This window comes from Nocardioides sp. AE5, from assembly GCF_031844485.1.
Classification (GTDB): domain Bacteria; phylum Actinomycetota; class Actinomycetes; order Propionibacteriales; family Nocardioidaceae; genus Nocardioides.
In genome coordinates this window covers 295,371-318,512 of sequence record NZ_JAUZVI010000002.1, presented here as the reverse complement: position 1 = coordinate 318,512, position 23,142 = coordinate 295,371, and the positions used below count along the sequence as shown (strand labels likewise).

General features: G+C 69.6%; 22 protein-coding genes. 12 read left to right on the top strand and 10 right to left on the bottom strand.

Annotation, left to right across the window (positions count from 1 at the left end):
* Both Q9R27_RS04675 and Q9R27_RS04670 read right to left on the bottom strand, forming a co-directional pair.
* A complete protein-coding gene (locus Q9R27_RS04675; protein WP_311251175.1) occupies window positions 1-432 on the bottom strand; it encodes a ribonuclease domain-containing protein in 432 nt (143 codons plus the stop codon).
* A 10-nt stretch (window positions 433-442) separates the two neighbouring features.
* Window positions 443-793, bottom strand: a complete 351-nt coding sequence (locus tag Q9R27_RS04670) for an Rv2175c family DNA-binding protein (RefSeq protein WP_311251174.1) — start codon at window positions 791-793, stop codon at window positions 443-445.
* 159 nt (window positions 794-952) lie between these two features.
* On the opposite strand from Q9R27_RS04670, the gene Q9R27_RS04665 reads away from it, so the two are divergent.
* From Q9R27_RS04665 to Q9R27_RS04640, 6 genes are all read left to right on the top strand, one after another.
* Window positions 953-1,771, top strand: coding sequence for a transglycosylase SLT domain-containing protein (locus tag Q9R27_RS04665; protein WP_311251173.1), 819 nt, complete (start codon window positions 953-955; stop codon window positions 1,769-1,771).
* Between the two features lie 134 nt (window positions 1,772-1,905).
* Entirely contained in the window at window positions 1,906-3,972 is a 2,067-nt protein-coding gene (pknB, locus tag Q9R27_RS04660) for a Stk1 family PASTA domain-containing Ser/Thr kinase (RefSeq protein ID WP_311251172.1), read from the top strand.
* A 113-nt stretch (window positions 3,973-4,085) separates the two neighbouring features.
* Window positions 4,086-4,973 (top strand): deoxyribonuclease IV, encoded by an 888-nt coding sequence (locus tag Q9R27_RS04655; protein ID WP_311251171.1) that lies wholly within the window; start codon window positions 4,086-4,088, stop codon window positions 4,971-4,973.
* A gap of 117 nt (window positions 4,974-5,090) precedes the next feature.
* Entirely contained in the window at window positions 5,091-6,140 is a 1,050-nt protein-coding gene (aroF, locus tag Q9R27_RS04650; RefSeq protein ID WP_311251170.1) for a 3-deoxy-7-phosphoheptulonate synthase, read from the top strand.
* Between the two features lie 80 nt (window positions 6,141-6,220).
* Entirely contained in the window at window positions 6,221-7,273 is a 1,053-nt protein-coding gene (locus Q9R27_RS04645; RefSeq protein ID WP_311251169.1) for an NADase-type glycan-binding domain-containing protein, read from the top strand.
* A gap of 129 nt (window positions 7,274-7,402) precedes the next feature.
* Window positions 7,403-9,241: a zinc ribbon domain-containing protein gene (locus Q9R27_RS04640; protein WP_311251168.1), complete on the top strand. Its 1,839-nt coding sequence runs from the start codon at window positions 7,403-7,405 to the stop codon at window positions 9,239-9,241.
* A gap of 106 nt (window positions 9,242-9,347) precedes the next feature.
* Here Q9R27_RS04640 and Q9R27_RS04635 read toward each other — a convergent pair whose 3' ends face one another.
* From Q9R27_RS04635 to Q9R27_RS04625, 3 genes are all read right to left on the bottom strand, one after another.
* A complete protein-coding gene (locus tag Q9R27_RS04635; protein WP_311251167.1) occupies window positions 9,348-10,352 on the bottom strand; it encodes a threonine aldolase family protein in 1,005 nt (334 codons plus the stop codon).
* A gap of 136 nt (window positions 10,353-10,488) precedes the next feature.
* Window positions 10,489-11,832 carry a class II 3-deoxy-7-phosphoheptulonate synthase gene (locus tag Q9R27_RS04630; protein WP_311251166.1) on the bottom strand — a complete coding sequence of 448 codons (1,344 nt, stop codon included), beginning with the start codon at window positions 11,830-11,832 and terminating at the stop codon, window positions 10,489-10,491.
* A 29-nt stretch (window positions 11,833-11,861) separates the two neighbouring features.
* Entirely contained in the window at window positions 11,862-13,298 is a 1,437-nt protein-coding gene (locus Q9R27_RS04625; RefSeq protein WP_311251165.1) for an APC family permease, read from the bottom strand.
* 130 nt (window positions 13,299-13,428) lie between these two features.
* On the opposite strand from Q9R27_RS04625, the gene Q9R27_RS04620 reads away from it, so the two are divergent.
* The 3 genes from Q9R27_RS04620 (at window position 13,429) to Q9R27_RS04610 (ending at window position 16,629) form a co-directional block, all read left to right on the top strand.
* Complete coding sequence (locus Q9R27_RS04620) at window positions 13,429-14,268, top strand: DUF1028 domain-containing protein (RefSeq protein ID WP_311251164.1); 840 nt, start codon at window positions 13,429-13,431, stop codon at window positions 14,266-14,268.
* Window positions 14,265-15,728 carry a glycerol kinase GlpK gene (glpK, locus tag Q9R27_RS04615; protein WP_311251163.1) on the top strand — a complete coding sequence of 488 codons (1,464 nt, stop codon included), beginning with the start codon at window positions 14,265-14,267 and terminating at the stop codon, window positions 15,726-15,728. The genes Q9R27_RS04620 and glpK overlap by 4 nt, the downstream gene beginning before the upstream one ends.
* A gap of 415 nt (window positions 15,729-16,143) precedes the next feature.
* Window positions 16,144-16,629, top strand: coding sequence for a hypothetical protein (locus Q9R27_RS04610; RefSeq protein ID WP_311251162.1), 486 nt, complete (start codon window positions 16,144-16,146; stop codon window positions 16,627-16,629).
* A gap of 55 nt (window positions 16,630-16,684) precedes the next feature.
* Here the strand turns inward: Q9R27_RS04610 and Q9R27_RS04605 are convergent, their stop codons facing one another.
* Window positions 16,685-17,296: a TetR/AcrR family transcriptional regulator gene (locus Q9R27_RS04605; RefSeq protein WP_311251161.1), complete on the bottom strand. Its 612-nt coding sequence runs from the start codon at window positions 17,294-17,296 to the stop codon at window positions 16,685-16,687.
* Between the two features lie 82 nt (window positions 17,297-17,378).
* On the opposite strand from Q9R27_RS04605, the gene Q9R27_RS04600 reads away from it, so the two are divergent.
* On the top strand, window positions 17,379-18,614 hold the full coding sequence (locus tag Q9R27_RS04600; protein WP_311251160.1) for an oxygenase MpaB family protein: 1,236 nt from the start codon (window positions 17,379-17,381) through the stop codon (window positions 18,612-18,614).
* Window positions 18,615-18,631: 17 nt separating this feature from the next.
* Here the strand turns inward: Q9R27_RS04600 and Q9R27_RS04595 are convergent, their stop codons facing one another.
* From Q9R27_RS04595 to Q9R27_RS04580, 4 genes are read right to left on the bottom strand one after another with little or no spacing between them, the layout of a single operon-like run.
* The gene (locus tag Q9R27_RS04595) at window positions 18,632-19,276 is read right to left on the bottom strand and encodes a response regulator transcription factor (protein WP_311251159.1); all 645 of its coding nucleotides are present in this window, start codon (window positions 19,274-19,276) and stop codon (window positions 18,632-18,634) included.
* Window positions 19,277-19,308: 32 nt separating this feature from the next.
* On the bottom strand, window positions 19,309-19,833 hold the full coding sequence (locus Q9R27_RS04590) for a flavin reductase family protein (protein ID WP_311251158.1): 525 nt from the start codon (window positions 19,831-19,833) through the stop codon (window positions 19,309-19,311).
* A 9-nt stretch (window positions 19,834-19,842) separates the two neighbouring features.
* A complete protein-coding gene (gene macS / locus Q9R27_RS04585; protein WP_311251157.1) occupies window positions 19,843-20,976 on the bottom strand; it encodes a MacS family sensor histidine kinase in 1,134 nt (377 codons plus the stop codon).
* 11 nt (window positions 20,977-20,987) lie between these two features.
* The gene (locus tag Q9R27_RS04580) at window positions 20,988-21,731 is read right to left on the bottom strand and encodes a lysophospholipid acyltransferase family protein (RefSeq protein ID WP_311251156.1); all 744 of its coding nucleotides are present in this window, start codon (window positions 21,729-21,731) and stop codon (window positions 20,988-20,990) included.
* A 126-nt stretch (window positions 21,732-21,857) separates the two neighbouring features.
* Here Q9R27_RS04580 and Q9R27_RS04575 point away from each other — a divergent pair, with 126 nt between their 5' ends.
* Together Q9R27_RS04575 and Q9R27_RS04570 are read left to right on the top strand one after the other, a co-directional pair.
* The gene (locus tag Q9R27_RS04575) at window positions 21,858-22,652 is read left to right on the top strand and encodes an alpha/beta fold hydrolase (protein WP_311251155.1); all 795 of its coding nucleotides are present in this window, start codon (window positions 21,858-21,860) and stop codon (window positions 22,650-22,652) included.
* A 32-nt stretch (window positions 22,653-22,684) separates the two neighbouring features.
* Window positions 22,685-23,140: a hypothetical protein gene (locus tag Q9R27_RS04570; RefSeq protein ID WP_311251154.1), complete on the top strand. Its 456-nt coding sequence runs from the start codon at window positions 22,685-22,687 to the stop codon at window positions 23,138-23,140.
* Window positions 23,141-23,142: the final 2 nt, after the last annotated feature.

Genomic DNA, 23,142 nt, shown 5'->3' with positions numbered 1-23,142 from the left:
TCATCGGGCGATCCTCTCGAAGGACTCGTAGTGGTCCTCGGTCCAGTAGAACTCGTCGGGGTGGCCCGCGTCCTCGCCCCCGGTCACGATGCGCCGCGGGCCGCGGTGGTCCAGGCCCGGCGTCTCGACGGTGTATTCACGATAGTGGCCGCGTCGGGCCTCGGGCAGGATCCCCTCGCGGTTGCCGAAGGTGATCCCGTCGCGGTCATGGGGAAACGGTCCACCGGCGTCAATCAGTTCCAGGGTGTCGTGTGCCTCAACGGGGAGGTCGTCCACGTCGACCCAGGCCAGCCCGGAGACCGGGTCGGTGCGCTCCTCCTGGTCCGGGTCACCGGACCAGTCGGTGGTGAGGAACCAGCCCAGGCCCACGACGAGGGCGACCACGACCGTGATCGCCCAGCGTTGCCAGCCGGAGCGCTGGTCGAGGATCACTGGGGTTGCCTCACAGTGCGGCGGCCTGGGCGCGCCGCTTCACCTCGGAGCCCCGGTTCTCGCGCAAGGCGTCGATCGGGCGTCCGGGCAGGTCCATGTCGGTGAAGATCCATTCGATGCACTCCCGGTCGTCCCATCCTCCGTCGTGGAAGAGGGTGAGCAGGCCGGGGAGTCCCTTGACCACGACACCGTCCTGGATGAAGAGCGCAGGCACCTGCTGTCCAGCACCCTCGGCAGGCACCGCAGCCGCCAGGTCGTGTTCGCGAATCATGGTGCGGACCTTGTTGACGCTGACGCCGAGCGCGGTTGCGGCCTGGGACCAGTCGAGCCATTCGTCGACCAGGGAAGCGAGGTCATTCATGGGGCCAACTCTTCCACATCCTCGGCCCACGATCCGTCCCGCCACATGCACCCCTTGAGCATCAGCAGCCACTTCCGTTACCGTCGTGGGGTTGCCCTCGTGCACCAGACGGAGGACTCGGATCTCCGGGCACCGGGCGACGGACGAAGGGACCGCGCCATGCAGCCCACTGCCCGCAACCGTCGAAACCCCGGTGCCCCGCGCTCGGTCCATCGCCTGGCCAGGGGCGCCGCCGCTGTGCTGACCGGCCTGCTGATGGTCACCCTCGCACCGGGCCTGACCTCCTCCGCCTCGGCTGACGAGCAACTCCCGCCCGGCCGCACACTGGTCCCGTACACGGTCAAGCCCGGCGACACCGCGACCGGCCTGGCCGTCAAGTACCGCGCCTGGACCAGGGAACTGATCAGCTACAACAACCTGGACTCCAAGGGGACCCTTCGGGTCGGCCAGGAGATCAAGATCCCGGTGGTGGACGCTGCTGTCGGCACGACAAAGCCCAAGGCGGACTCGCAGAAGAACGACGCGACGCGCAAGCAGCCGGCGAAGGCCACCCCCAAGGCGTCCGATCCGTCCCGCGCGGAGGTACGCCGCATCATCATCGACACCGCCCGGGCGCAGGGCGTCGACCCCTACCTGGCGCTCGCCATCTCGTGGCAGGAGGCCGGCTGGCGGATGCACCACGTCTCCTCGGCCAACGCGATCGGCGCCATGCAGGTGCTGCCGAGCACCGGTGACTGGATGGAGCAGTACGCCGGTTGCAAACTGGACCTGCGCAACACCCGGGACAACGTCCTGGCCGGCGTCCTCCTGCTCAAGGTGCTCGATCGCCAGACGTCCAGCCTCGACAACCAGATCGCGGCGTACTACCAGGGCATCGGGGCGGTCCGCCGCCACGGGATCTACCAGGCGAGCAAGCCATACGTGAAGAACGTCAAGGCACTCCGCGAGCGCCTCAAGGGCGGCTGGAACCCCGCCTGACCCGCTCCGCAGACGTTCCGGCGTACCACGGACGCCACGCCGGAACGGCCTCATGGCGACGGTCACCATCGCCCGATCCGTAGGATTGGGCGAGGCGGATCCTTCCCCATCCAGCCGTGCACGGAGGTCGAACAGTGGAGCCAGGCACCCAACGGGATCCGAGCGACCCGTTGATCGGGCGTGTCCTGGACCGGCGCTATCGCATCGATGCGCGGATCGCCAGCGGTGGGATGGCCTCGGTCTACGAGGCCCACGACGAGCGCCTGGACCGCGTCGTGGCGCTCAAGGTGATGCACCCCGGCATGGGCGAGGACGGCGACTTCGCTGCCCGCTTCGTGCGCGAGGCCCGGCACGCCGCACGGCTCTCGCACCCCAACGTGGTCAACGTCTTCGACCAGGGCGAGGAGCACGGCACCGTCTACCTGGCGATGGAGTACGTGCCCGGGCACACCCTGCGTGACGTGATCACCAAGGACGCACCGATGGCGCCGCAGAAGGCACTGGCGCTGATCGAGCCCGTCCTCTCCGCCCTGCGTGCGGCGCACCGGGCGAACCTGATCCACCGCGACATCAAGCCGGAGAACGTGCTGATCGCCGAGGACACCGGCGCCTCCCACGGAGCCGCCCCCCGGATCAAGGTGGCCGACTTCGGCCTCGCCAAGGCGATCAGCGCCGACACCCAGCACACGGCCACCGGTGGGGTGCTGATCGGCACGGTCTCCTACCTCGCTCCGGAACTCGTCGTCGACGGTCGCGCCGACGCCCGAGCCGACGTGTACGCCGCCGGGGTGGTCCTCTACGAACTGCTCACCGGCCGCAAGCCACACGAGGGCGAGACCCCCATCCAGGTGGCCTACAAACACGTGCACGAGGACATCGGTCCCCCCTCAGCACTGGCGCCGGGGATCCCGGCGTACGTCGATGCACTGGTCGCCCGGGCTACCGCACGCGATCGTGAGTTGCGACCTGCCGACGCCGGCGTGCTGCTGCACCAGGTGCACCGGGTGCAGCAGGCCCTGGCCGAGGGCGTCGTCGACGATCCGGACCTGGTCGCCGACCTTTCCCCGGCCGCGACTCCGCGCGAGGTCGAGGACGCCCCCGATGCCGCCGACCAGGACGTGGCGGCGCCCGTCCCGGCGCCGCCGGCTCCCCGCGAGGACACGGCCAAGGATCCCCTGGAGGAGTCTGGCGCCGCCCCTGCCGCGGAGCACACCAGCATGATCGCCGTCGGCGCGACGCCCCCTCCCCAGGGCCCGTACGCCGCAGGGCCGGTCGGTCCCGGTGCCGCACCGGAGCAAGCCCCCGACGCATCCCAGCGCCACTCGCGCAAGGGACTCGTCGTGGTGCTGGTGGCGATCGTGCTGGCACTCACCGTGGGCCTGGGGGCGTGGTGGTTCGGCTTCGCCCGCTACACCACGACTCCCGGCGTGCTCTCCCTCTCCGCCGCCGATGCCAAGGATCGCCTCGAGGGCGCCGGGCTGACCTATGTCGAGGGTGATCCGGTCTATTCCGAGACCGTGGAGAAGGGGCTGGTGATCAGCACCGACCCCAAGCCCGGCGACCGGGTCCTCGACGGCGGCGAGGTGACGGTGGTGCTCTCCCTGGGCAAGGAACGCTATGACGTGCCCACCGTCGAGGGGATGAGTGTCGACGAGGCCCAGAAGGCGATCCAGGACACGAACCTCGACTTCGGCAAGGCGATCGAGGTCTACCACGACGAGGTGCCCGAGGGGCAGGTCATCGACAGCGATCCGGCGGCCGGGACCTCACTCAAGCCGGGCACCACCGTGGACATCACGGTGAGCAAGGGCCCCGAACCGATCCCGGTGGTCGACTGGACCGGCAAGAAGGCCAGCGAGGCGACCAAGGCCCTGGAGGAACTGGACCTCAAGGTGGAGACCACCGAGGCGTTCAGTGACAGCGTCGCCGAGGGCAACGTGATCAGCCAGTCCCCCAGCAGCGGCGAGGTGTTCAAGGGCGACACGATCACCCTCGAGGTCTCCAAGGGACCGCAGATGGTCGACGTGCCACGGGTGCGCGGGATGGGTGTGGAGGCTGCCACCAAGGCGCTGGAGGATGCCGGGTTCAAGGTGAAGGTCGAGCAGCACCAGAACTATGTGGGCCTGCACTTCGTGCTCACCCAGTCGCCGAGCGGCGGCAAGGCACCCAAGGGCAGCACGGTGACGATTGTCATCGTGTGAGACGAGGAGTGAGCCGGAGTCGGGCCGACGGAGGAGGTCCGGCGCAGGCAAGCCCCGCAGGCTCGCACCCATCAGCATCGTGTGAGAGGAGTGAGCCGGGCTAGGCTCCTCCCATGCCTGATCTCTCGCTCCGCAACCCCATCGGCTCCCACGTCACCGTCGGCAAGGGACTGGCCTCCGGGGCGCTGGCCGACATGCGCGACCTCGGTTGCGAGACGCTCCAGGTCTTCGTCGGCAACCCGCGTGGCTGGGCGGCTTCTGCGGGCAACCCGGCCCAGGACGCACGGTTCCGTGAGGAGTGCGCGGCGTCCGGGATCCGCTCGTTCATCCACGCGCCGTACCTGGTGAACCTCGGTTCGCCCACCGCCTCGACGTACGAGAAGTCCGTGGCGACCGTGGCGCACAACCTGAAGCGTGCCGCCGAGATCGGCGCCGAGGGCGTGGTGGTGCACACCGGGTCGTACGTCGATCCGAGCAACTCGAGCGAGAAGTACGACGCGGCTATGCGCCAGGTGCGCGAAGGACTGCTGCCCCTGCTGGAGACGCTCGAGGACGACGACGCCCCGTGGCTGCTGCTCGAGCCCACCGCCGGGCAGGGGCGCTCGTTGTGCGCCGGGGTCGACGACCTGGACCCCTACCTGGCGGCGGTCGACTTCCACCCGAAGGCCGGCATCTGCCTGGACACCTGCCACGTCTTCGCCGCGGGAGCACCGCTGGATGAACCGGGCGGCACCGCGGCGACGCTGGAGCGGATCGTGGAGATCGGCGGGCCGGAGCGCCTGCGGTTGATCCACGCCAACGACTCGATGGATGTGCGAGGCGCCTTCAAGGACCGCCACCAGAACATCGGCGCCGGACACATCGGCGAGGACGCGTTCCGGGACCTGTTCGCCCACCCGGCCACCGAGGGCGTGCCGTTCATCCTGGAGACGCCGGGCTCGCGCGAGGCGGGCAACCCGGACGTGGACCTGCTCAAGAAGCTCCGCGAACAGGCAGGCTGACCGGCACCCTCCGGCGCCTCGCCCCGCGGCGGCTCCGCCCTGCCGTGATTACTGCCCGGTAGTCCCGCATCCTGATTCCGCGCGGCCGGCGACGTCCCGCGCCACTAGGCTCGAGGCATGGTCGTCGTCATGTCTCCCGAAGCCACCGAAGAGGACATCGAGCGTGTCGTCTCGCGGGTGGAGGACGTGGGCGGGGAGGCGTTCGTCTCCCGGGGCAAGGTGCGCACCATCATCGGCCTGGTCGGCGACATCGAGTCGTTCCACCACCTAAACCTGCGCACCTTCGCCGGTGTCGCCGACGTGCACCGGATCTCCGATCCGTTCAAACTGGTCAGCCGCCAGCACCACCCGGCGCGTTCGACGGTGTGGATCGGCCCGAAGGGCAACCAGGTGCCGATCGGCCCGGACTCGTTCACCTTCATCGCCGGTCCGTGTGCCGTGGAGTCGGCCGAGCAGACCGTCGAGGCGGCCCGGATGGCGCAGTCGGCCGGCGCGACGATCCTGCGCGGCGGTGCCTACAAGCCGCGCACCTCCCCCTACGCCTTCCAGGGCCTGGGGAAGCGGGGCCTGGAGATCCTGGCCAGCGTGCGCGAGGCGACCGGGATGCCGATCGTCACCGAAGTCGTCGACGCACGCGACGTACCGGCCGTTGCCGAGCACGCCGACCTGCTGCAGATCGGCACCCGCAACATGGCCAACTTCGGCCTCCTCCAGGCCGTCGGCGAGGCCGGCAAGCCGGTGCTGCTCAAGCGCGGGATGAGTGCCACCATCGAGGAGTGGCTGATGGCCGCGGAGTACGTCGCCCAGCGGGGCAACCTCGACATCGTCCTGTGCGAGCGCGGGATCCGTACCTTCGAACCGGCCACGCGCAACACGCTCGACATCTCCGCGGTTCCAGTGGCCCAAGCCACCACGCACCTGCCGGTGATCGTCGACCCGTCGCATGCGGCCGGGCGCAAGGACCTGGTGGTACCCCTGTCGCGTGCTGCGATTGCCGTCGGCGCGGACGGGGTGATCGTCGACGTGCACCCACAGCCCGAGACTGCACTGTGCGATGGTCCCCAGGCCCTCCTGGGCACCGAGTTGCGTGACCTGGCCAAGGCTGTGCGGCAACTCCCGCCGGCCCTCGGACGCGTGGACTCGTCGTCCCTGGCGCGGAAGGGCTGAGCCTCTCCCGGTCCAGGATCTGCATTTCGTCCGTTTCGGGGTGTCGCCTAGGCTTTGCCTCGCTGACACGAGGGAGGACCATGAGTTTCTGCAAGAGTTGCGGCGCCGTGCTGGGCGTCGGCCGCTTCTGCACCAACTGTGGCGCTGCCGTCTCCCCCGCCGCGCCGGCTGTTCCCGGAAACCACCAGGAGAGCCCCGCGGAGCGGACCAATCCGCGGATGCCCGCCGTGCAGCCTGACGCGGCCACCGGCGCACGCTATCCACTCTTCGCCGACGAACCACCACAGGCCCCGCAGCCACACGCCGCGCCGCCCCAGTCCCCGTCGTACCAGGCTCCTCCGGCATGGCTCAGCAATCCGGAACCCGCCCCCGCAGGGGGCATCCATCGCGGCCCCGACGACGAAGAACGCCGCCGCAGTCCGGCCCTGTGGGCCGTTCCCCTGGTCTTGGTGCTGCTCCTACTCACCGCAGGTGGCATCTGGCTGGCCACCCGCGACGACGACTCCGACAACACGGTCGCGAAGGACACTCCCTCTTCCCCGGCGGATGCCGAGCCCGATGACGAGGACCCCTCGGACCCACCTGCGAGCGAACCGCCCAGCGAAGACGAGGACGAGCCGACCGCACCAACCAACCCCGGCGGTCCCCCGCTCGACATCAGCAAGCAGGTCAAGGCCAGTGGCCCGGACCCGATCGCGCCCGGGGTCGACCTCAAGGGCGACAAGGTCAGTTACCCGGCCACCAACCTCCTCGACGGCGACCCCTCGACCGCATACCGGCTGGCCGGCGATGCCAGCGGCGCGACGGTCACCTTCACCCTGCCCGCAGGGACCACGGTGATGGAGGTCGGCCTGGTCAACGGCTACGCCAAGAAGGACAAGGCCGGTGACCGCACCGTTGACTGGTATGACCGCAATCGCCGGGTGCTCGAGGTCGAGTGGACTTTCGACGACGGGACCACGGTCACCCAGACCCTGGCGGAGACCACGGAGATGCAGGTGCTGGCGGTCAACTCCATCGCTTCGGGCAAGGTCATCATGAAGATCACCAAGGTGAGCGACGAGCCGACCGGCGAGCTGGCCAAGGACGTGACTGCGATGGGCGAGGTTGTGGTGCGCGGACGAACCGGCTGACGGTTTCTCCGCTTCTTCACTGGGTAGGAAGGCCTCCAATTGGTCGACTCCTGCCCTTACGGGGCGCTGCACCGTCTAGGGTGTCGATGAAGAAATTCTCTCCCCGACGAGAAATGATCGGAGTCAACCATGAGCCAGTGCCCCCAGTGTGGTGCGCAGGTCGGCGGTGACAGTCCCTTCTGTGGTTCCTGCGGCGCTTCCCTCGCCCCGCAGGCCAGCAGTGAGGACGTGACCCAGGTCCGGCCCGCGGGCCGGCCAGAGAACCAGCCACCGGCACAGCAGCAGTGGACGCCGCCCCCGGCCGCTCCCCCGGGCCCACCGCCAGCTGCTCCGCCGGCGTACGGCGCTCCCCAGGGTGCACCGCAGCAGGGCGCTCCGCAGGGCCAGCAGCAGTGGGGACAGCCACAGCAGCAGGACCAGCCGATGTACGGCGCCCCGCAGGGTGGTCCGCAGGGACCGCAGTTCACCCCGCCGCCGCATGCAGCGCCGCAGTTCGACTTCTCCAAGCTCTTGGTCGGCAACTGGGGTGGCATGGCCCTGGTTGCCGGCGCCGCACTCGGCGTCGCCCTGCTCCTCGGCGCCTTGGCCGCTTTCACCACGATGGACGACTTCGACTTCGTCCAGGGCCTGGCAATGACCCTGATGCTGACCGGAGCCGCGTTCGGCGTGAACATCGTCGAGAGCCATGGGGATGACGCCAGCCTCTCGATCGGCCAACACCCGTTCCTGGCCACCGTGCTCGCCCTCGGGGCCGCGGTCTTCCTGTTCCGCAAGGTCACCGCGGGTTACCCGAATGCCAAGGACGCGCTCTTCGACGCGATCCGCGCCGCACTGGTGCTGACCGGTGGACTGGTTGTGCTGATGATCGCGCTGCGGATCTGGTCTCCGGAGATCGACGCGTATGCGGAAACCCCCCTGTCCATGCCCGGCGGCGGCGACGGCACCTGGTCGTCCATCCCCGGTGCCATCTTCCTGGGCTTCTTCCTCCTGCTCACCCTGCTCGCCCTGGCCATCCTGGCGCGCCGTGACTGGCTCTCCGCGAAGTTCGCGGTGGTCCACGACTGGGTTGCCACCCCGCTGCTCGGCTACGTCGCCTTCGTGGCGCTTGCCTTGGTGGCCGGGCTCTTCTTCATCGCCGCGATCATGATCGGCGACGACGACAGCCGAGGCTTCCCCGAGTTCATGGGCATGCTGGCCCTGCTGCCAGCCCTCGGAACGTGGATGACCGGGATCGGCGTCTTTGCCGGGTTCGGTAGCGGATACGGCGGGGACAACAAGTCCAAGGACAACTTGGATCGCCTCGGCGACATCGGTGACGAGAACGGCTTCATGTGGATCTCCCCCGTCATTGCCCTGGCCGTGATCGCGGTGGCCCTCTATGTGGTGATCTGGAAGTCGACCGACCAGTCGCGCGTGCTGCGCAACGTGCTCGTCTATGTCGGGGGCCTGCTGGTCTTCATCCCGTTCCTGGTTCGCTTCTCCAACGCCCACGTCGCGTACAGGGACGACGACACCAAGTCAACGACCTGGATAGGCCTGGAAGCTGTCCAGACGACCGCGTTCATCTTCCTGTTCTCGCTCGTGATCGGCGCGATCCTGTTGCTGGTCACCAACAACCTTGACCTCAACGCGTTGAGCGCCAAGGCCAAGGGGATGGCCAACTCGGTCCAGCAGCAGGCCGGCGGACAGGGCCAGCCGCAGCAGCAGTGGGGACAGCAGCCCCCGCCGCAGGGCGGTCAGCCGCCCCAGCAGCAGTGGGGCCAGCAGCCTCCCCCGCAGGCACCACCGCAGCAGCAGTGGGGTCAGCAGCCTCCTCCGCAGGGCGGTCAGCCGCCCCAGCAGCAGTGGGGCCAGCAGCCTCCCCCGCAGAGTGGCCAGCCGCCGCAGCAGTGGGGCCAGCAGCCCCCGCCGCAGGGCGGTCAGCCGCCCCAGCAGCAGTGGGGACAGCAGCCTCCCCCGCAGCAGTAGCGAACCGCACCGGCAGCCGTCGGCCACTCCCGTGGCCGGCGGCTGTCGGTCATTTGCACCGCAGACAGCATCCTCCGCCCCTCCCCCGAGCCAGCCGCAGGCAACCTCACTGCTGGGCGAAGATCCGCGCGAGCACGACAGCGGCACGCTCGACCGCTGACCGGTCCACGTCCAGGTGGGTGACGGCGCGCACCGAGGTCGGGCCGACAGCGGAGACCAGGATGCCCTCCTCCGCGGCCTCTGCCACCACGCGCGCCGCCTCCGGGTGTTCGGCGAGGATGATGTTGGTGCTGCTGGTGACTCCCATCGCCTCGGCCAGGATCGCTGCATGCGCATGGTCCTCGGCCAACCGATCGATGTGGTGGTCCAGCGCATGCAGGCCGGCGGCCGCCAGGATGCCGACCTGGCGCATCCCGCCGCCCATCCGCTTGCGCCACACCCTGCTCTCCGCGATGGCCTCGGCCGAGCCGACCATGAGGGACCCGATCGGTGCCCCCAGACCCTTGGAGAGGCAGACCGCCGCCACGTCGGCGATGCGCCCATAGTCGGCAAGCGACCGGCCGGTGGCCACGTGGGCGTTCCAGATCCGTGCCCCGTCGAGGTGGATCGCGACGCCGGTGTCGTCGGCGTACGTGCGCAATGCCTCGAGGTCCTCCCAGGGCAGCACCGCTCCCCCGGCGAAGTTGTGCGTGTTCTCCACGGAGATCGCCGCGGTGGGCACGAAGAACGGCCCCATGTCCGGCGCATAGAGGTCGCGGATCGCGGCCAGGTCGATGCCACCCCCGGGATCGCTCCAGGTGCGCATGGTCACCCCCGTGTGCGCCGCGTGCGCACCGAGTTCGGCACGGGCAATGTGGGCGCGAGCCTCGCACAGCACCTCCTGGCCGACCCCGGCCACGGTGCGCACCGCGAGCACGTTGGCCATCGAGCCTGAGGGGGTGAAGAGTGCTGCCTCGTGACCGAGGAGGTCCGCGACCCGCTCCTCGAGTTGGCGGACGGTGGGGTCCTCGCCGTACACGTCGTCACCCACCTCGGCAGCGGCCATGGCGGCCCTCATCGCCGCCGTCGGCTTGGTCACGGTGTCACTGCGCAGGTCAACGATGTCACTCACCCGACCATCCTGCCGCACCGGCGTACGCCGCCGAGCGCGCACCGGCGCATGTGCACCCGATCGGCCCTTGAAGCGAGGTTTCCGGGGCCGTTCCGGTGCATGTGCACCCGTTCGGTCCGCCGGGTGACTGGTCCGCTCAGGCCTGGCGCAGCATCTTCGCGACCAGGAACGACAACTCGAGCGACTGGACCCGGTTCAGACGCGGGTCGCAGACCGACTCATAGCGGTTGCCCAGGTCGATCTCGGCCAGTTCCTCGCCGCCGCCGACGCACTCGGTCACGTCGTCGCCGGTCAGTTCCACGTGTACGCCTCCGGGCCAGGTGCCCAGGGCGCGGTGGACATCGAAGAAGCCCTGGACCTCCTCGATCACGTCGTCGAAGCGGCGGGTCTTGTAGCCCGAGGAGGCGGTGAACGTGTTGCCGTGCATCGGGTCGCAGACCCAGGCCACGTTGGTGCCCGCGGCGGTGACCTTCTCCACGACCGGCGCCAGGCCCTCACGGATCTTGTCGGCACCGAAGCGGGTGATGAAGGTGAGCCGGCCCGGCTCGTTGGCGGGGTTCAACTTCGCGGCCAGCGCCAGGGCGTCGTCGGCAGTCGTGGTCGGCCCGAGCTTGACCCCGATCGGGTTCTGGATCCGGCTGAGCAGTTCGACATGGGCGCCGTCGATCTGGCGGGTGCGTTCCCCGATCCACACGAAGTGGCTGGACACGTCGTACGGGAGATCCGTGCGCGAGTCGATGCGGGTCAGCGCGTGCTCGTATTCCAGGACAAGCGCCTCATGGCTGGAGTAGAAGTCCACGCGATGGAACTCGTCCGGGTTCGCACCGATCGCCTTCATGAAGGTCAGCGCCCGCTCGATCTCGTTGGCCATCTGCTCATAGCGCTGCGCATGGTGCGACTCGCGGACGAAGTCGGTGTTCCAGGTGTGGACCTGGCGCAGGTCGGCGTACCCACCGTTGACGAAGGCACGGATCAGGTTCAGCGTAGCCGCGGAGGCGTTATAGACGTCGACCAGGCGGTGTGGGTCCGGCATCCGCGCCTCGGCGGTGAAGTCGAACCCGTTGACCGCGTCACCACGGTAGGCAGGCAGGGTCACCGGACCCTCAGGGGTCTCGCGGGTCTCGAAGTCACTCGAGCGGGGCTTGGCGTACTGGCCGGCGAGGCGGCCGAGCTTGACCACCGGAACGGAGCCGGAATAAGTAAGCACGACGGCCATCTGGAGCAGCACGCGCAGCTTGTTGCGCACGTTCTCCGCGGTGACTCCGGCCAGGGTCTCGGCGCAGTCGCCGCCCTGGAGCAGGAACGCCTCGCCGCGGGAGACGGCCGCCAGCTTCCCCTTCAAGTCGTCGCACTCCCCGGCGAAGACCAACGGCGGGAAGCTGCGCAGGCGCGCAACCGCTGCGTCGACCGCAGTCGGGTCGGGATACGTCGGCTGTTGTGCGGCGCCCTGGGCGTGCAGGGCAGCGAGGTCTGGGATCACACCGCGATCCTACGTCGGCGCCGCCACGGTCATTCCCCGGTGTATTCGACCTTCCGCTTGCCACGGGTGAAGGCCCAGGTGATCAGCCACGACAACACACCCAGCGCGATCAGGATGCCGGCGATCTCGTACTGGTCCATCTGGTCCTCGGTCCGTGCCCACGGCCCGACCAGGAAGGCGCAGGTCACCGCACCCACGTAGGGCAACACCGTCGGTGACTTGAAGTGCTTGTGGGCGACCTTGTCCTTGCGCAGGATCAGCAGCGCGATGTTGACCACGGTGAAGACGGCGAGCAGGAGCAGCGCGGTGGTGCCGCCCAGGAGCTTGACGGTGTTGGCCGACGACTCCGAGCGCGATGCCAGCACCACATAGGTGATCAGGCCGATGGCCAGCGCGGTGGTGAACAGGATCGCCACCCACGGCGTACGCCGCCCCGGGTGCACCTTGCCCAGCGCTGCGGGCAGCACGCCCTGGCGCGCCATGCCATAGAGCAGCCGGCTGGCCATCAGCATGTTGATCAGTGCCGTGTTGGCGACGGCGAACATCGCGATGAACGGGAAGATCCGGTCGAACGGCATGCCCGGCGCCCCGGCCGCGACCACCTGGGTCAGTGCGCTCGGCTTGTCCGGGTCGGTGAGGTCACCGACCGGGACCAGTGCCACCGCCGTGACCGCGACGAGGACATAGATCACTGCAGCGAGGCCCAGTCCGCTGAGCATCATCTTGGGGAAGTCGCGCTGTGGGTCCTTGGTCTCCTCGGCCATGTTCACCGAGTCCTCGAACCCGATCATCGCGAAGAAGGCCAGCGCGGTGCCGGTGGTCACGGTGAGGAAGAGCGACTTGTCGCCGGCCGCCTCGAAGACCACCACCCGGGAGAAGTCGGCCTTGCCGTCGCTCATCGCATAGAGGCCGATGAAGATGATCATCAGCAGTCCGGAGAGCTCGACCAGGGTCAGCACCACGTTGGCCATCACCGACTCGCTGACGCCGCGCAGGTTGAGCAGGCCGATCAGCACCATGAAGATCAGCGCAATCAGCAGCAGCGGGGTGCTGCCGGCCTCGTAGCCCAGCTGGAACGCATCGCTGAAGAAGCCGGCCACCGCACTGGCCGCCGTCGAGGCGGAGGTGATCCCGGAGCACATCACCGTGAAGGCGACCAGGAAGGTGACGAAGTGGATCCCGAAAGCCTTGTGCGTGTAGAGCGCCGCACCGGCGGCCTGGGGATACTTCGTGACCAGTTCGAGGTAGGAGAACGCCGTCACGGTCGCCACGGCGAAGGCCACCAGGAACGGGGCCCAGGCGGCACCGCCGACCTGGCCCGCGACGTCACCGGTGAGCGCATAGATGCCGGTGCCGAGGATGTCCCCGACGATGAAGAGCAACAACAACCTGGGCCCGATGGCCCGGTTGAGCTCGGTCTCGCCGATTCCGGATGCTTCCGTGCTCTCTTCCGACGCTGCAGACATCAGGTCCTCCCAAGATCCGTCGGCACCGGTGCACCGGTGCCGCATTCCCCCATCATGTCGCCAATCGGCGTTCTTGGGCACCCCCTCGTGCCGCCGGTGTGTCGCGCGAGGTGCGGATAGGCTCCCTGCCATGACGTTCTCGATCGTGGCCAGGTCGGCAGATGGTGAGTCCTGGGGCGTGGCGGTTGCCTCGAAGTTCCTCGCGGTGGGCAACGCCGTCCCGGCGGCAGTGGCGGGCATCGGTGCCGTGGCGACCCAGGCGAATGCGAACACGGCGTACAAGGGGCTCGCCCTGGCCCATCTCGACGAGGGCGCGACCGCGCCGGTGGCGCTGGACCACCTGCTCGTCGAGGATCCCGACCGCGACCATCGCCAGGTCGGCATCGTGGACATGGACGGGGTCGCTGCCTCGCACACCGGGCCGGCGTGCCACGACTGGGCCGGCGGCATCGTCGGTGACGGCTACGCGATCCAGGGCAACATCCTCACCGGCCCCGAGGTGGTCGAGGCGATGGAGCAGGCCTGGGCCGCTTCCGATCCCGGTGCGCCACTGGCTGACCGGCTGCTGGCGGCGTTGCGCGCCGGTGACGATGCCGGTGGCGATCGCCGCGGCCGGCAGTCCGCAGCGTTGCTGGTGGTCCGTGACGGCGCCGGGTACGGCGGCCACGACGACGTGGCGGTCGACCTGCGCGTCGATGACCACGCGACCCCGATCCCCGAGCTCGCCCGCCTCCTCGAGCTCAACGACCTCTTCCTGACCGCCACGGTGGAGGAGGACAAGATCCCGGTCACCGAGGAACTCGATGCCGAGATCACCGCGTTGGTCCGGGCCCTGGGCCACGACGACCTGCTCGAGTGGGCTGGCACCGAGAACTACGAGATGCGGGTCGCGCCGACCGGGTCGTGGATCGACCGGCGGGTGCTGGCGATCCTGCGCGCCTCCGGACCCACGACAGGAGCGGACCAGTGAGCATCCTCGCGATCGACGCCGGGACCACCGGGGTGACCGCCCTGGCGGTGACCCCCGAGGGCACCATCGCCGCCCGCGGCTACCAGGAGTTCGCCCAGCACTTCCCGCAACCCGGCTGGGTGGAGCACGCACCCGAGGAGATCTGGCAGGCCACCCTGGAGGCGACCCGCGAAGTGCTCGCGGCGTACGACGGGGAGCTCACCGCGATCGGGATCACCAACCAGCGCGAGACGGTGATGCTCTGGGACCGCGAGACGCTCGGCTCCCCGCGGCGCGCCATCGTGTGGCAGGACCGGCGTACGGCGGACATCTGCGAGCGCCTGCGCAACGCCGGCCACGAGGACCGGGTTCGTGAGTTGACCGGGCTGCGGCTGGACCCGTATTTCTCTGCGACCAAGCTGATGTGGCTGGCCGAGCACGAGCCGAACACCTGGGCGCTGGTCACCTCGGGCCGCTATGCGATCGGCACCGTGGAGTCCTACCTGGTCGCCCGGATGACCCGGGGCACGTGGCACGTCACGGACGTCTCCAACGCCTGCCGCACGCTGCTCCTCGACCTGTCCACCGGCGACTGGTCCGAGGAGCTGTGCGACCTCTTCGGGGTGCCGCGTGACGCGCTGCCCGAGATCGTGCCGAACTGGGGTGAGGTCGGCGTCACCGACCCGAAGTCGTTCTGCGGCCTCTCCCTGCCCATTGCCGGCCTGGCCGGGGACCAGCAGTCGGCCCTTTTCGGGCAGACCTGCTTCGATCCCGGCGAGGTGAAGTGCACTTATGGCACCGGGTCCTTCATCCTGACCAACACCGGGACCACCCTCGAACGCAGCGATGCCGGGCTGCTCTCGACCGCGGCCTGGCGCTCGCCTGACGGTGAGTTGACCTATGCGCTCGAGGGATCCATCTTCGTCACCGGCGCCGCGGTGCAGTGGCTGCGCGACGGCCTGCAGGTCGTCGGCTCGGCCTCGGAGACCGCCGCGATCGCCGGCACCGTCGACTCCTCCGACGGGGTCGTCTTCGTCCCGGCCCTGACCGGCCTGGGCGCCCCCCACTGGGACCCGCAGGCGCGCGGCATGATCATCGGCCTGACCCGCGGCACCACCCGGGCCCACATCGTGCGGGCCACCCTCGAGGCGATCGCCTTCGAGGTGCGCGACGTGCTCGCTACGATGCCCGAGGTCAGCCGCCTCAAGGTGGACGGCGGCGCTGCGGGCAACGACCTGCTCTGCCAGCTCCAGGCCGACCAGCTCGGCATCACCGTGGAGCGTCCCCGGATCGTGGACACCACAGCCCTCGGCGCTGCGTTCCTGGCCGGGCTCGGCACGGGGGTGTGGGACTCCACCGATGACCTGCGCCAGACCTGGCAGCTGGACCGTGACTTCACCCCGGCCACTGACCGCGGGAAGGCCGAGGCGGCACATGCACGGTGGCTGGAGGCGGTGGAGCGCTCGAAGGGCTGGGCCTGACCTGCGCCGAGACGGCACCAGTTGACACCTGAGGACGCCGAGGCGGCAGGTGAGCCGGTCCAGCCTCGCGGCGGCGCTGTCGCGTGCTGCGCGTGCGGCCCGGAGCTCATCATTGGCCTCGGCCACCACGCTCCGGGCCTCGCCGAGCTCGTCGTCGATCTCGTCCTGCTCGGTCTCGAGCTCAGTGACCCGCCGTCGCAGTTCGTCAATCTCTGCCTGCAGTTGCAGGGTGTGGGCCTCGAGTTCGTCCACCTGGGCGGTGGCGGCGGCAACGGCCTCTTCGGCACCGGCCAGGTCGGCGTCTGCCTCGGCGAGCGCTTCGCGTGCGGCCGCGATCCGCTTCGCCTCCGCGTCCGGGTCCGGCACCACGTGCAGGTCCGGCGGGCCGGGCACCGGCTCGGCAACAGGGATCGGGGTGAAGCCGAGTGCGTCGGGCACGGCGACGTACGTGCCCGGGTCGAGCTCGCCGACGCCGGTGGCCACCACCGGTGCGACCAACAGCCCGCTCCGCACTGCTGCGCCCACCGTCGGGTCGAGGATGGCCGCGGTCAGGGTCGCCTCCACCTGGTCGGCCACTGCGCCGCTGACCCGTACGCCGTGCCCCGAGGCGAGACCGCGGGCCTGGCGCGCCAGCGCGGCGGTCAACTGGCGCCGTTGCCGGGTCAGCGCACGCAGTTCGTCGCCGTCGAGGCCGGACTGCGCCTCACGCAACGCGGCACCGATGCTGATCACCTGGTCGACCTGTTCCGCCTCGCGCCGGGCGACCAGGTTGACCACCCAGGCAGCGGTGGACGGCTTGCGCAATGCCTTGACCCGGGCGGCCAGGTCACGGTCCTCCTCGCGCACCTGGCGGGCCAGCGCGTCGCGCGCCTGCGTGAACTCGGGCAGCGGCAGCGCATAGAGCCCATCGGCAGCCTCGAGCAGCGTCGTCACCTGGGTGATTCTAGGCAGGTCGATCAGGCGGACGCCGTGAAGCCCGCGGCGAGCATGGCCGCGGCGATGTCGATCAGGCGTTCCCGCGAGGCACCCTCGGGACGGTCCAGAGCGATCCGCAGGCAGGTGGCGTTGGTGACGCCCATCGTCATGAAGACCAGTTCGTCGATCTGCCCGGGCGGGAGTTCCGGCAGGTGGCGTGCCGGGATCACCCGAGCCAACTGGAAGAGGTCGTGCTCGAGCTCGGGCATGATGTTGGACTGGGTCCCGCTGGCGACCGAGTTGACCATCGCCGCCAGCACATCGCGGTGCTGCTCGAAGGCGACGACCAGCGTCTGGACCACCTCGTGGATCGCGGCGTGCAACTCCATGTCGATGGCCCGGGCCACGCCAGCCATCAGGTCCGCCCGGATCGCGACCACCGCCTCGTCACGGAGCACTTCGAGGATCTCGGCCTTGTCGTTGAAGTAGCGATAGAACGTGCCCGAGCTGACATGCGCCTGCGCGACAATGGCCGAGGTGGTCAATCGATCCGCCCCGACAGTACCCAGAAGTTGCACAGTCGCATCGAGCAGGTCGCGCCGCATCTGGATGGCGCGCTCCTGCCGGGGCCTGATCCGCTGTTTCTGAGCCATGGAAGTGCCGCCTCGCTCCGATGGTCGACCTGCCAGAAAAAGTGAATAGAAGATGAGAGTTATCCACTTTTATGATCACTGCATGGTAGCCACACCACAGATCCGCCCCGAGGCCCACCCGGAGATCCCGACCACCGCACGCAACGTCGATGAGGCGGTGCGTCGCTTCGGCGCCAAGGCCGAGACCTACTTCGCCGGCATGTGGCGCGGCGACGAACTCGCCGACGCCTTCGTCGCCGACTTCGCCGAGATCGGCCACGGCAAGGCGATGAAGATGCTGCGCACCGCCTGCCGCAAGGGGATCGACGCCGTGCCGAACGCGCCGCAGTCGCTGCGGGACCTCTTCGCCGAACTCGACACGATCCCCGCCTGGCTGGACCTCGACTGGATCGATGACCACACCCGGCACCTGCCGCGCTACACCCGCCAGGCCGGGATCACCCTGGGTGCTGCCTCGCTGGTGAGCGGCTATGCCAACTCGGCAGCCTCCCGGCCCCTGGAACTGACCGGCCGCTATGTGGAGAACGCCGGCATGCGCACCATCGAGGTCGGCTCCTGGCTGATCGCGATCAACGAGCGCGGCGGGCTGCGCCGCTACTCCCACGGGTTCGAACTGACCGTGCGGGTGCGGATCATCCATGCCCTGGTCCGGCACAGCCTCTCCCGCTCCCCCGAATGGGACGAGGACGCCTGGGGCGTGCCGATCTGCCAGGCATTCCTGGCCTACACCCTGATCGAGTTCTGCCTGATCCCGCTGCGCGGAATGCGCGCGATCGGCGCGCCGTACCAGCCCGACGAGGTCGAGGCATACTACCGCTCGTGGCGCTATGTGGGGCACCTGCTCGGCATCGAGGAGAACCTGCTGCCGGTCAACCAGCACGACCAGGAGGTGCTCGAAGACCTCTACCTGCTCACCCGGCCCGAGGTCGACGACTACTGCCGCAGCCTCGTCGCCGCGATCAACGAGGAGTTCCTGGTCCCCGAGATCGAGGAGATCCTCCCCCGCCAACTGCACCACATGGCACCCCCGACAGTGGCCGCGCTGGAGCGGATCTTCCTGGGCGACCAGATCGCGGACGAACTGGGGGTCGACCGGGCCCCACGGATGACCGCGGTGCTGCGGGTGCTCGGCCCGATCCTGGCCACCCTCAACGCACTGCTCGACCGGATGCCGGGCGTGAAGCCACTGCGCACCCGCCTGGGTCTGCGCTATCGCGACAAGCAGGACGAGCGGCTGCGCACCCGGTACGGCGTACAGCACGACCTGGTCGACGACTCACCTGCAGGCGGCAAGGCACACCCCGCGCGCGCCCACTGACGCCGGCACGGGACGGATCAGTCGTCCAGGCCCTGCTCGATGGCATAGCGGGTCAACTCCACCCGGTTGTGCAGTTGCAACTTGCGCAGCGTGTTCTGGACATGGTTCTGCACGGTGCGGTGGGAGAGCACCAGCCGCTCGGCAATCTGCTTGTAGGACAACCCCTTGGCGACCAGGCGCAGCACCTCGGTCTCCCGCTCGGTCAACTGCGGCTGGTCGTTGGCGTCCGGTTCGCTGAGCATCCGGCGATATTCACCCAGCACCAGTCCGGCCAGCCCCGGCGTGAAGACCGTGTCACCGGCGGCCACCCGCCCCACGGCGTCGAGCAGTTCTTCCCGGGAGGCGGACTTGACCAGATAGCCGGTAGCGCCGGCCTTGACCGCTGCCAGGACATCGGCCTGCTCGCCGGAGGCAGAGAGGATCAGCACCCGCACCGAGGGGTCCTGGCGCACGATCTCCGCGGTGACCTCGACGCCGTTGGGCGCCGGGATCTGCAGGTCGAGCACGACCACCTGGGGCCGGGCCGCACCGAAGCGGGCCAGCGCCTCGGCGCCGTTGGCGGCCACCGCCACGACCTGCAGGCCGGCGGCGGCCAGGTCGCGCTCGACCGCGTCGCGCCACATCGGGTGGTCGTCGACGACCATCACCCGGATCGGGTCCATCAGGCTCTCCTCCAGCAGGTTGGGCAGGGTGCTCAGGTGCGGGTCCGCGACGGGGCCAGATAACGCCCCCGCCGGTGGACCAGCGGGTCGTCCTCCTCGCCGATCACGGCGTGCTCGATCACGGTGGTGACCAGGTTCGACCAGCCGACCTCGGTCGCCGACTCCAGGCGTACGCCGGCCCACGACGTCACCGAGTCGAGCACCGGGCCCCACTCGCTCTCGCTCCACGATGCCTGCGCGAACATCCCGCCCGGCGCCGGCACCTGCCCGGCGAAGACGTCGGCCAGGTTGTGGTGCGGATAGTGGAGCAACTGGATCACCGCCCGGCCGGTTTCCTCGAGGCGGTCCATCAGGTCCGCGTGGGGGTCGATCAGGCCGATCAGGCGCCCTGGTTCCCCGGCGGCGACCATGATCGAGGAGACGGTGAGCCCGGCACGACTCCCGTCCTCCCCGCTGGTCCACAGCGTCACCGGGCCGCCCAGGCGACCGCGCAGGCGGCGTACCGGATCCCGGTTCGCCTCGGGCTCGAGGAAGGGGTGCTCCTTGTGGATCGTCACGAGGCCAACCTAGGGGTTCTGCCGGGCCAGGGTGAACTCCCACTCGGTGCCCTGCCCCGGGCCGGTGACCAGGGTGGCGGTGCCACCGAGGTCGGCGATCCGTCCACGGATCGAGGAAGTGACGCCGAGGCGGCCATCGGCCGCAGCCTGGTCGAGGCGGCCCTCCGCTATGCCCGGGCCCTCGTCGCGGACGGTGACCACCACGGTGTCGCCCAGGTCCTCCAGCAGCACCCAGGCCGGTGCGTCCTCGCCGACGTGGGCCACCACGTTGTCCAGGCAGGCCTGGACCACCGCGACCACCTCGGCCACGGTGTGCGCGGGCAGGTCGAGGGTGTGGCCCGGGGTGACCACACGCGTGTGCGGTGGTTGCCGGGTGCCCAGTCGCTCCAGGGCTCCGGCCAGGTCGGTGAGCGCATCCGGGGTGGCCAGGGTGTCCTGTTGCCGGATCATCGCGCGCAGCGCCTCCTCCTGCTCCCCCGCCAACCGGGCCAGGCCGGCGCCCTCGGGGCCGAGGTCGACACCCTTGCGCTGGACCAGCGCCAGCACCTGGAGCACACCGTCATGGACAGCCCGGGCCAGGCGCTCCCGCTCGCTCGCCACCGCCGCCGCGCGCTCGGCCTCGTCACGCTCGCGGGCCATCCTGGTCAGCGACCCGCACAGGTCGCCGACCAGTGACCCGGCCAGGACCAGCAGGAAGACGTGGCCATAGTTGGTCTGGCTGATCTCCTTGCGCAACAGCAGGTCCGCGGTGCACAGCAGCAGTGCCGCGAAGAGCCCGCCAGGCAGGCGCCAGTGGGCCGCCCAGGCCAGCAGCGCCCCGGCGATCCAGAAGCCGGGGATGGAGGCGTTGAACCACTCCGTCTTCACCACCGGGGTGGCGACCAGCGCGGCCAGGGCCAGCGCCAGGTCGACGCCGAGCCAGAACGGCGTACGACGGGCGTGGTCGGCGAAGAGCCAGATCGCCACGCCCGTCCAGAGCGCCATCGCCGCCACGACGGCCAGGCCGATCCGCGGATGGTGGAAGTTGTCGAGCCGGTAGAGGTTCACCCCGATGGCGTTGGCCAGCAGGATGATCCGCAGGACGGCCAGTCCGCGGAAGAGCCGATCCTCGACGGCAACGTCCGCCGGTCGGCCTGGCGCCACGGTGGTGGCGCTCAGGACGCCTTCTTTTCGTCCGCGCCCGGGGAGCCTTCCGCCGCCTGGCGGGCCGCCTTCTCCTGGCGCTTGGACTCCTCCTTGGCGCGGGCGGCGTACATGTCGACGTACTCCTGCCCGGACAGACGCATGATCTCGTACATGATCTCGTCGGTCACCGAGCGCAGGATGTAGCGGTCGTTCTCCATGCCCTCATAGCGGGAGAAGTCCAGCGGGGCGCCGTAGCGGACCTCTGGCCGGGTGAACTTGCCGAAGGTCTTGCCGGGCGGGGCGACCACGTCGGTGCCGACCACGGCCACCGGGATCACCGGGACGCCGGTCTCCAGCGCCAGGCGGGCGACACCGGTCTTGCCGCGATAGAGGCGGCCGTCGTGCGAGCGCGTGCCCTCGGGGTAGATCCCGAACAGTTCTCCCCGACCCAGCACCTGCTTGGCCGAGATCAGCGCGCCCTCGGCGGCATTGGCACCCGAGCGGTCGATCGGGATCTGGCCCGAGCCGCGGAAGAAGTGCTTCTGGAACCAGCCCTTGATGCCCGGCGTGTTGAAGTATTCCGCCTTGGCCACGAAGGAGACCCGCCGCGGCAGGGTCAGCGGCATGAAGAGCCAGTCGGAGTAGGAGAGGTGATTGCTGGCCAGGATGGCCGGACCGTCGGCGGGGACGTTGTCGAGCCCCTGTGACGTCGGCCGGAAGATGACACGCAACAACGGCCCGAGAGCGATCAACTTCAGGAACCAGTAGAACACTCGCCTTGACCTCCCGGGACGTACGCGGAACATCGCCGCCGATGCGGTGACACGGAAACAGTAGCCGCAAATCCCATCAACCACCTCAGTCCCCCTCGACGGTCCGCATGGTGCACAATCACAGGCGTGCCCACTGACGACCGGCTAGCCCCGCTCTCCATCCCGGCCCGACCCGAGGCGACCCGCGCGCCCACCCAGCGTGTCGGGGTGCTGCTCAGCCACGGCTTCACCGGTTCCCCGGCCTCGATGCGCCCGTGGGGCGAGTTCCTCGCCCTCCAGGGGTACGCCGTGGAGGTGCCGCGCCTGCCCGGCCACGGCACCACCTGGCAGGAGATGAACGACACCCGCTGGGACGACTGGTACGCCGAGGTGACCCGGGCCTTCGACAAGCTCCTGGCCGAGAATGACAAGGTCGTCGTCGCTGGCCTCTCCATGGGCGGCGCCCTGGCGCTGCAACTGGCCGTGGACCGGCCCGACGACGTGGCCGGCCTGCTCCTGGTGAACCCTGCGGTGGCCTCGAACAACAAGCAGTTGCTGGCGGTGCCGCTGGTCAAGAAGGTGCTCGCGTCGATGCCCGGCATCGGCAACGACATCAAGAAGCCCGGCGTCGACGAGGGCGGCTATGACCGCACCCCGCTGCACGCCCTGCATTCGATGGTGCAGGCGTGGAAGCCGCTGCGGGCGGACCTGTCGCGCGTGGTGGCGCCGATCCGGCTCTTCCGCTCCGCGGTCGACCACGTGGTGGACCCGTCGTCCGCCCGGATCATCGCCGCCTCGGTCAGCTCGCACGAGGTCGTCGAGCGGGTGCTACGCAACAGCTACCACGTGGCCACCCTGGACAACGACGCCCCGGTGATCTTCGAGGAGTCGCTGGAGTTCATCCACGCCGTCACCCACCCCCTGCGCCCCGAGAACGCCTGAGCCGGCCACCGAGTCGCACGTAGGCTGGTGGCGTGGATCCGCGCGACGAGGACGAACTCTGGAAGGAGATCGTCGAGAACTACGGGGACGTGCCCTCCGTGGAGGACCCGCCTGAGCCCAGCCCCGGCGTACGGATCTCGTTCACCCTCCGGTTGCAGCCGCCGACCCCCGACCCGGAGCCCGATCCCGAACCCGAACCTGACGCCGAACCCGACCCGGACCCGCTGCGGTCGGTCTGGGAGGGCGACGACCGCTTCGTGCCGCCACCACCACCCCCGGTGCCGGCACCGGAACCCGGCCGGTTGCTGGCCTGGCTCGGCCTCTTCGGCGCACCGCTCCTGATGCTGGTCGCGCTGGTGGCCGGTCGCCCGTTCCGCGGGATCTGGGCGGTGCTGCTGGCGGCGGCGTTCGTGGGTGGATTCGTCTACCTGGTCAAGACCATGTCGGACGAGCCGCGACGCCCGGGCGACGACGGCGCCCGCCTCTGAGG

Excerpts from the sequence above, each read along its gene's own strand:
- Q9R27_RS04670 (WP_311251174.1), bottom strand. The coding sequence starts at position 793 with ATGAATGACCTCGCTTCCCTGGTCGACGAATGGCTCGACTGGTCCCAG.
- Q9R27_RS04665 (WP_311251173.1), top strand. The coding sequence starts at position 953 with ATGCAGCCCACTGCCCGCAACCGTCGAAACCCCGGTGCCCCGCGCTCG.
- Q9R27_RS04655 (WP_311251171.1), top strand. The coding sequence starts at position 4,086 with ATGCCTGATCTCTCGCTCCGCAACCCCATCGGCTCCCACGTCACCGTC.
- aroF (WP_311251170.1), top strand. The coding sequence starts at position 5,091 with ATGGTCGTCGTCATGTCTCCCGAAGCCACCGAAGAGGACATCGAGCGT.
- Q9R27_RS04645 (WP_311251169.1), top strand. The coding sequence starts at position 6,221 with ATGAGTTTCTGCAAGAGTTGCGGCGCCGTGCTGGGCGTCGGCCGCTTC.
- Q9R27_RS04640 (WP_311251168.1), top strand. The coding sequence starts at position 7,403 with ATGAGCCAGTGCCCCCAGTGTGGTGCGCAGGTCGGCGGTGACAGTCCC.
- Q9R27_RS04625 (WP_311251165.1), bottom strand. The coding sequence starts at position 13,298 with ATGTCTGCAGCGTCGGAAGAGAGCACGGAAGCATCCGGAATCGGCGAG.
- Q9R27_RS04620 (WP_311251164.1), top strand. The coding sequence starts at position 13,429 with ATGACGTTCTCGATCGTGGCCAGGTCGGCAGATGGTGAGTCCTGGGGC.
- Q9R27_RS04605 (WP_311251161.1), bottom strand. The coding sequence starts at position 17,296 with ATGGCTCAGAAACAGCGGATCAGGCCCCGGCAGGAGCGCGCCATCCAG.
- Q9R27_RS04600 (WP_311251160.1), top strand. The coding sequence starts at position 17,379 with ATGGTAGCCACACCACAGATCCGCCCCGAGGCCCACCCGGAGATCCCG.
- Q9R27_RS04595 (WP_311251159.1), bottom strand. The coding sequence starts at position 19,276 with ATGGACCCGATCCGGGTGATGGTCGTCGACGACCACCCGATGTGGCGC.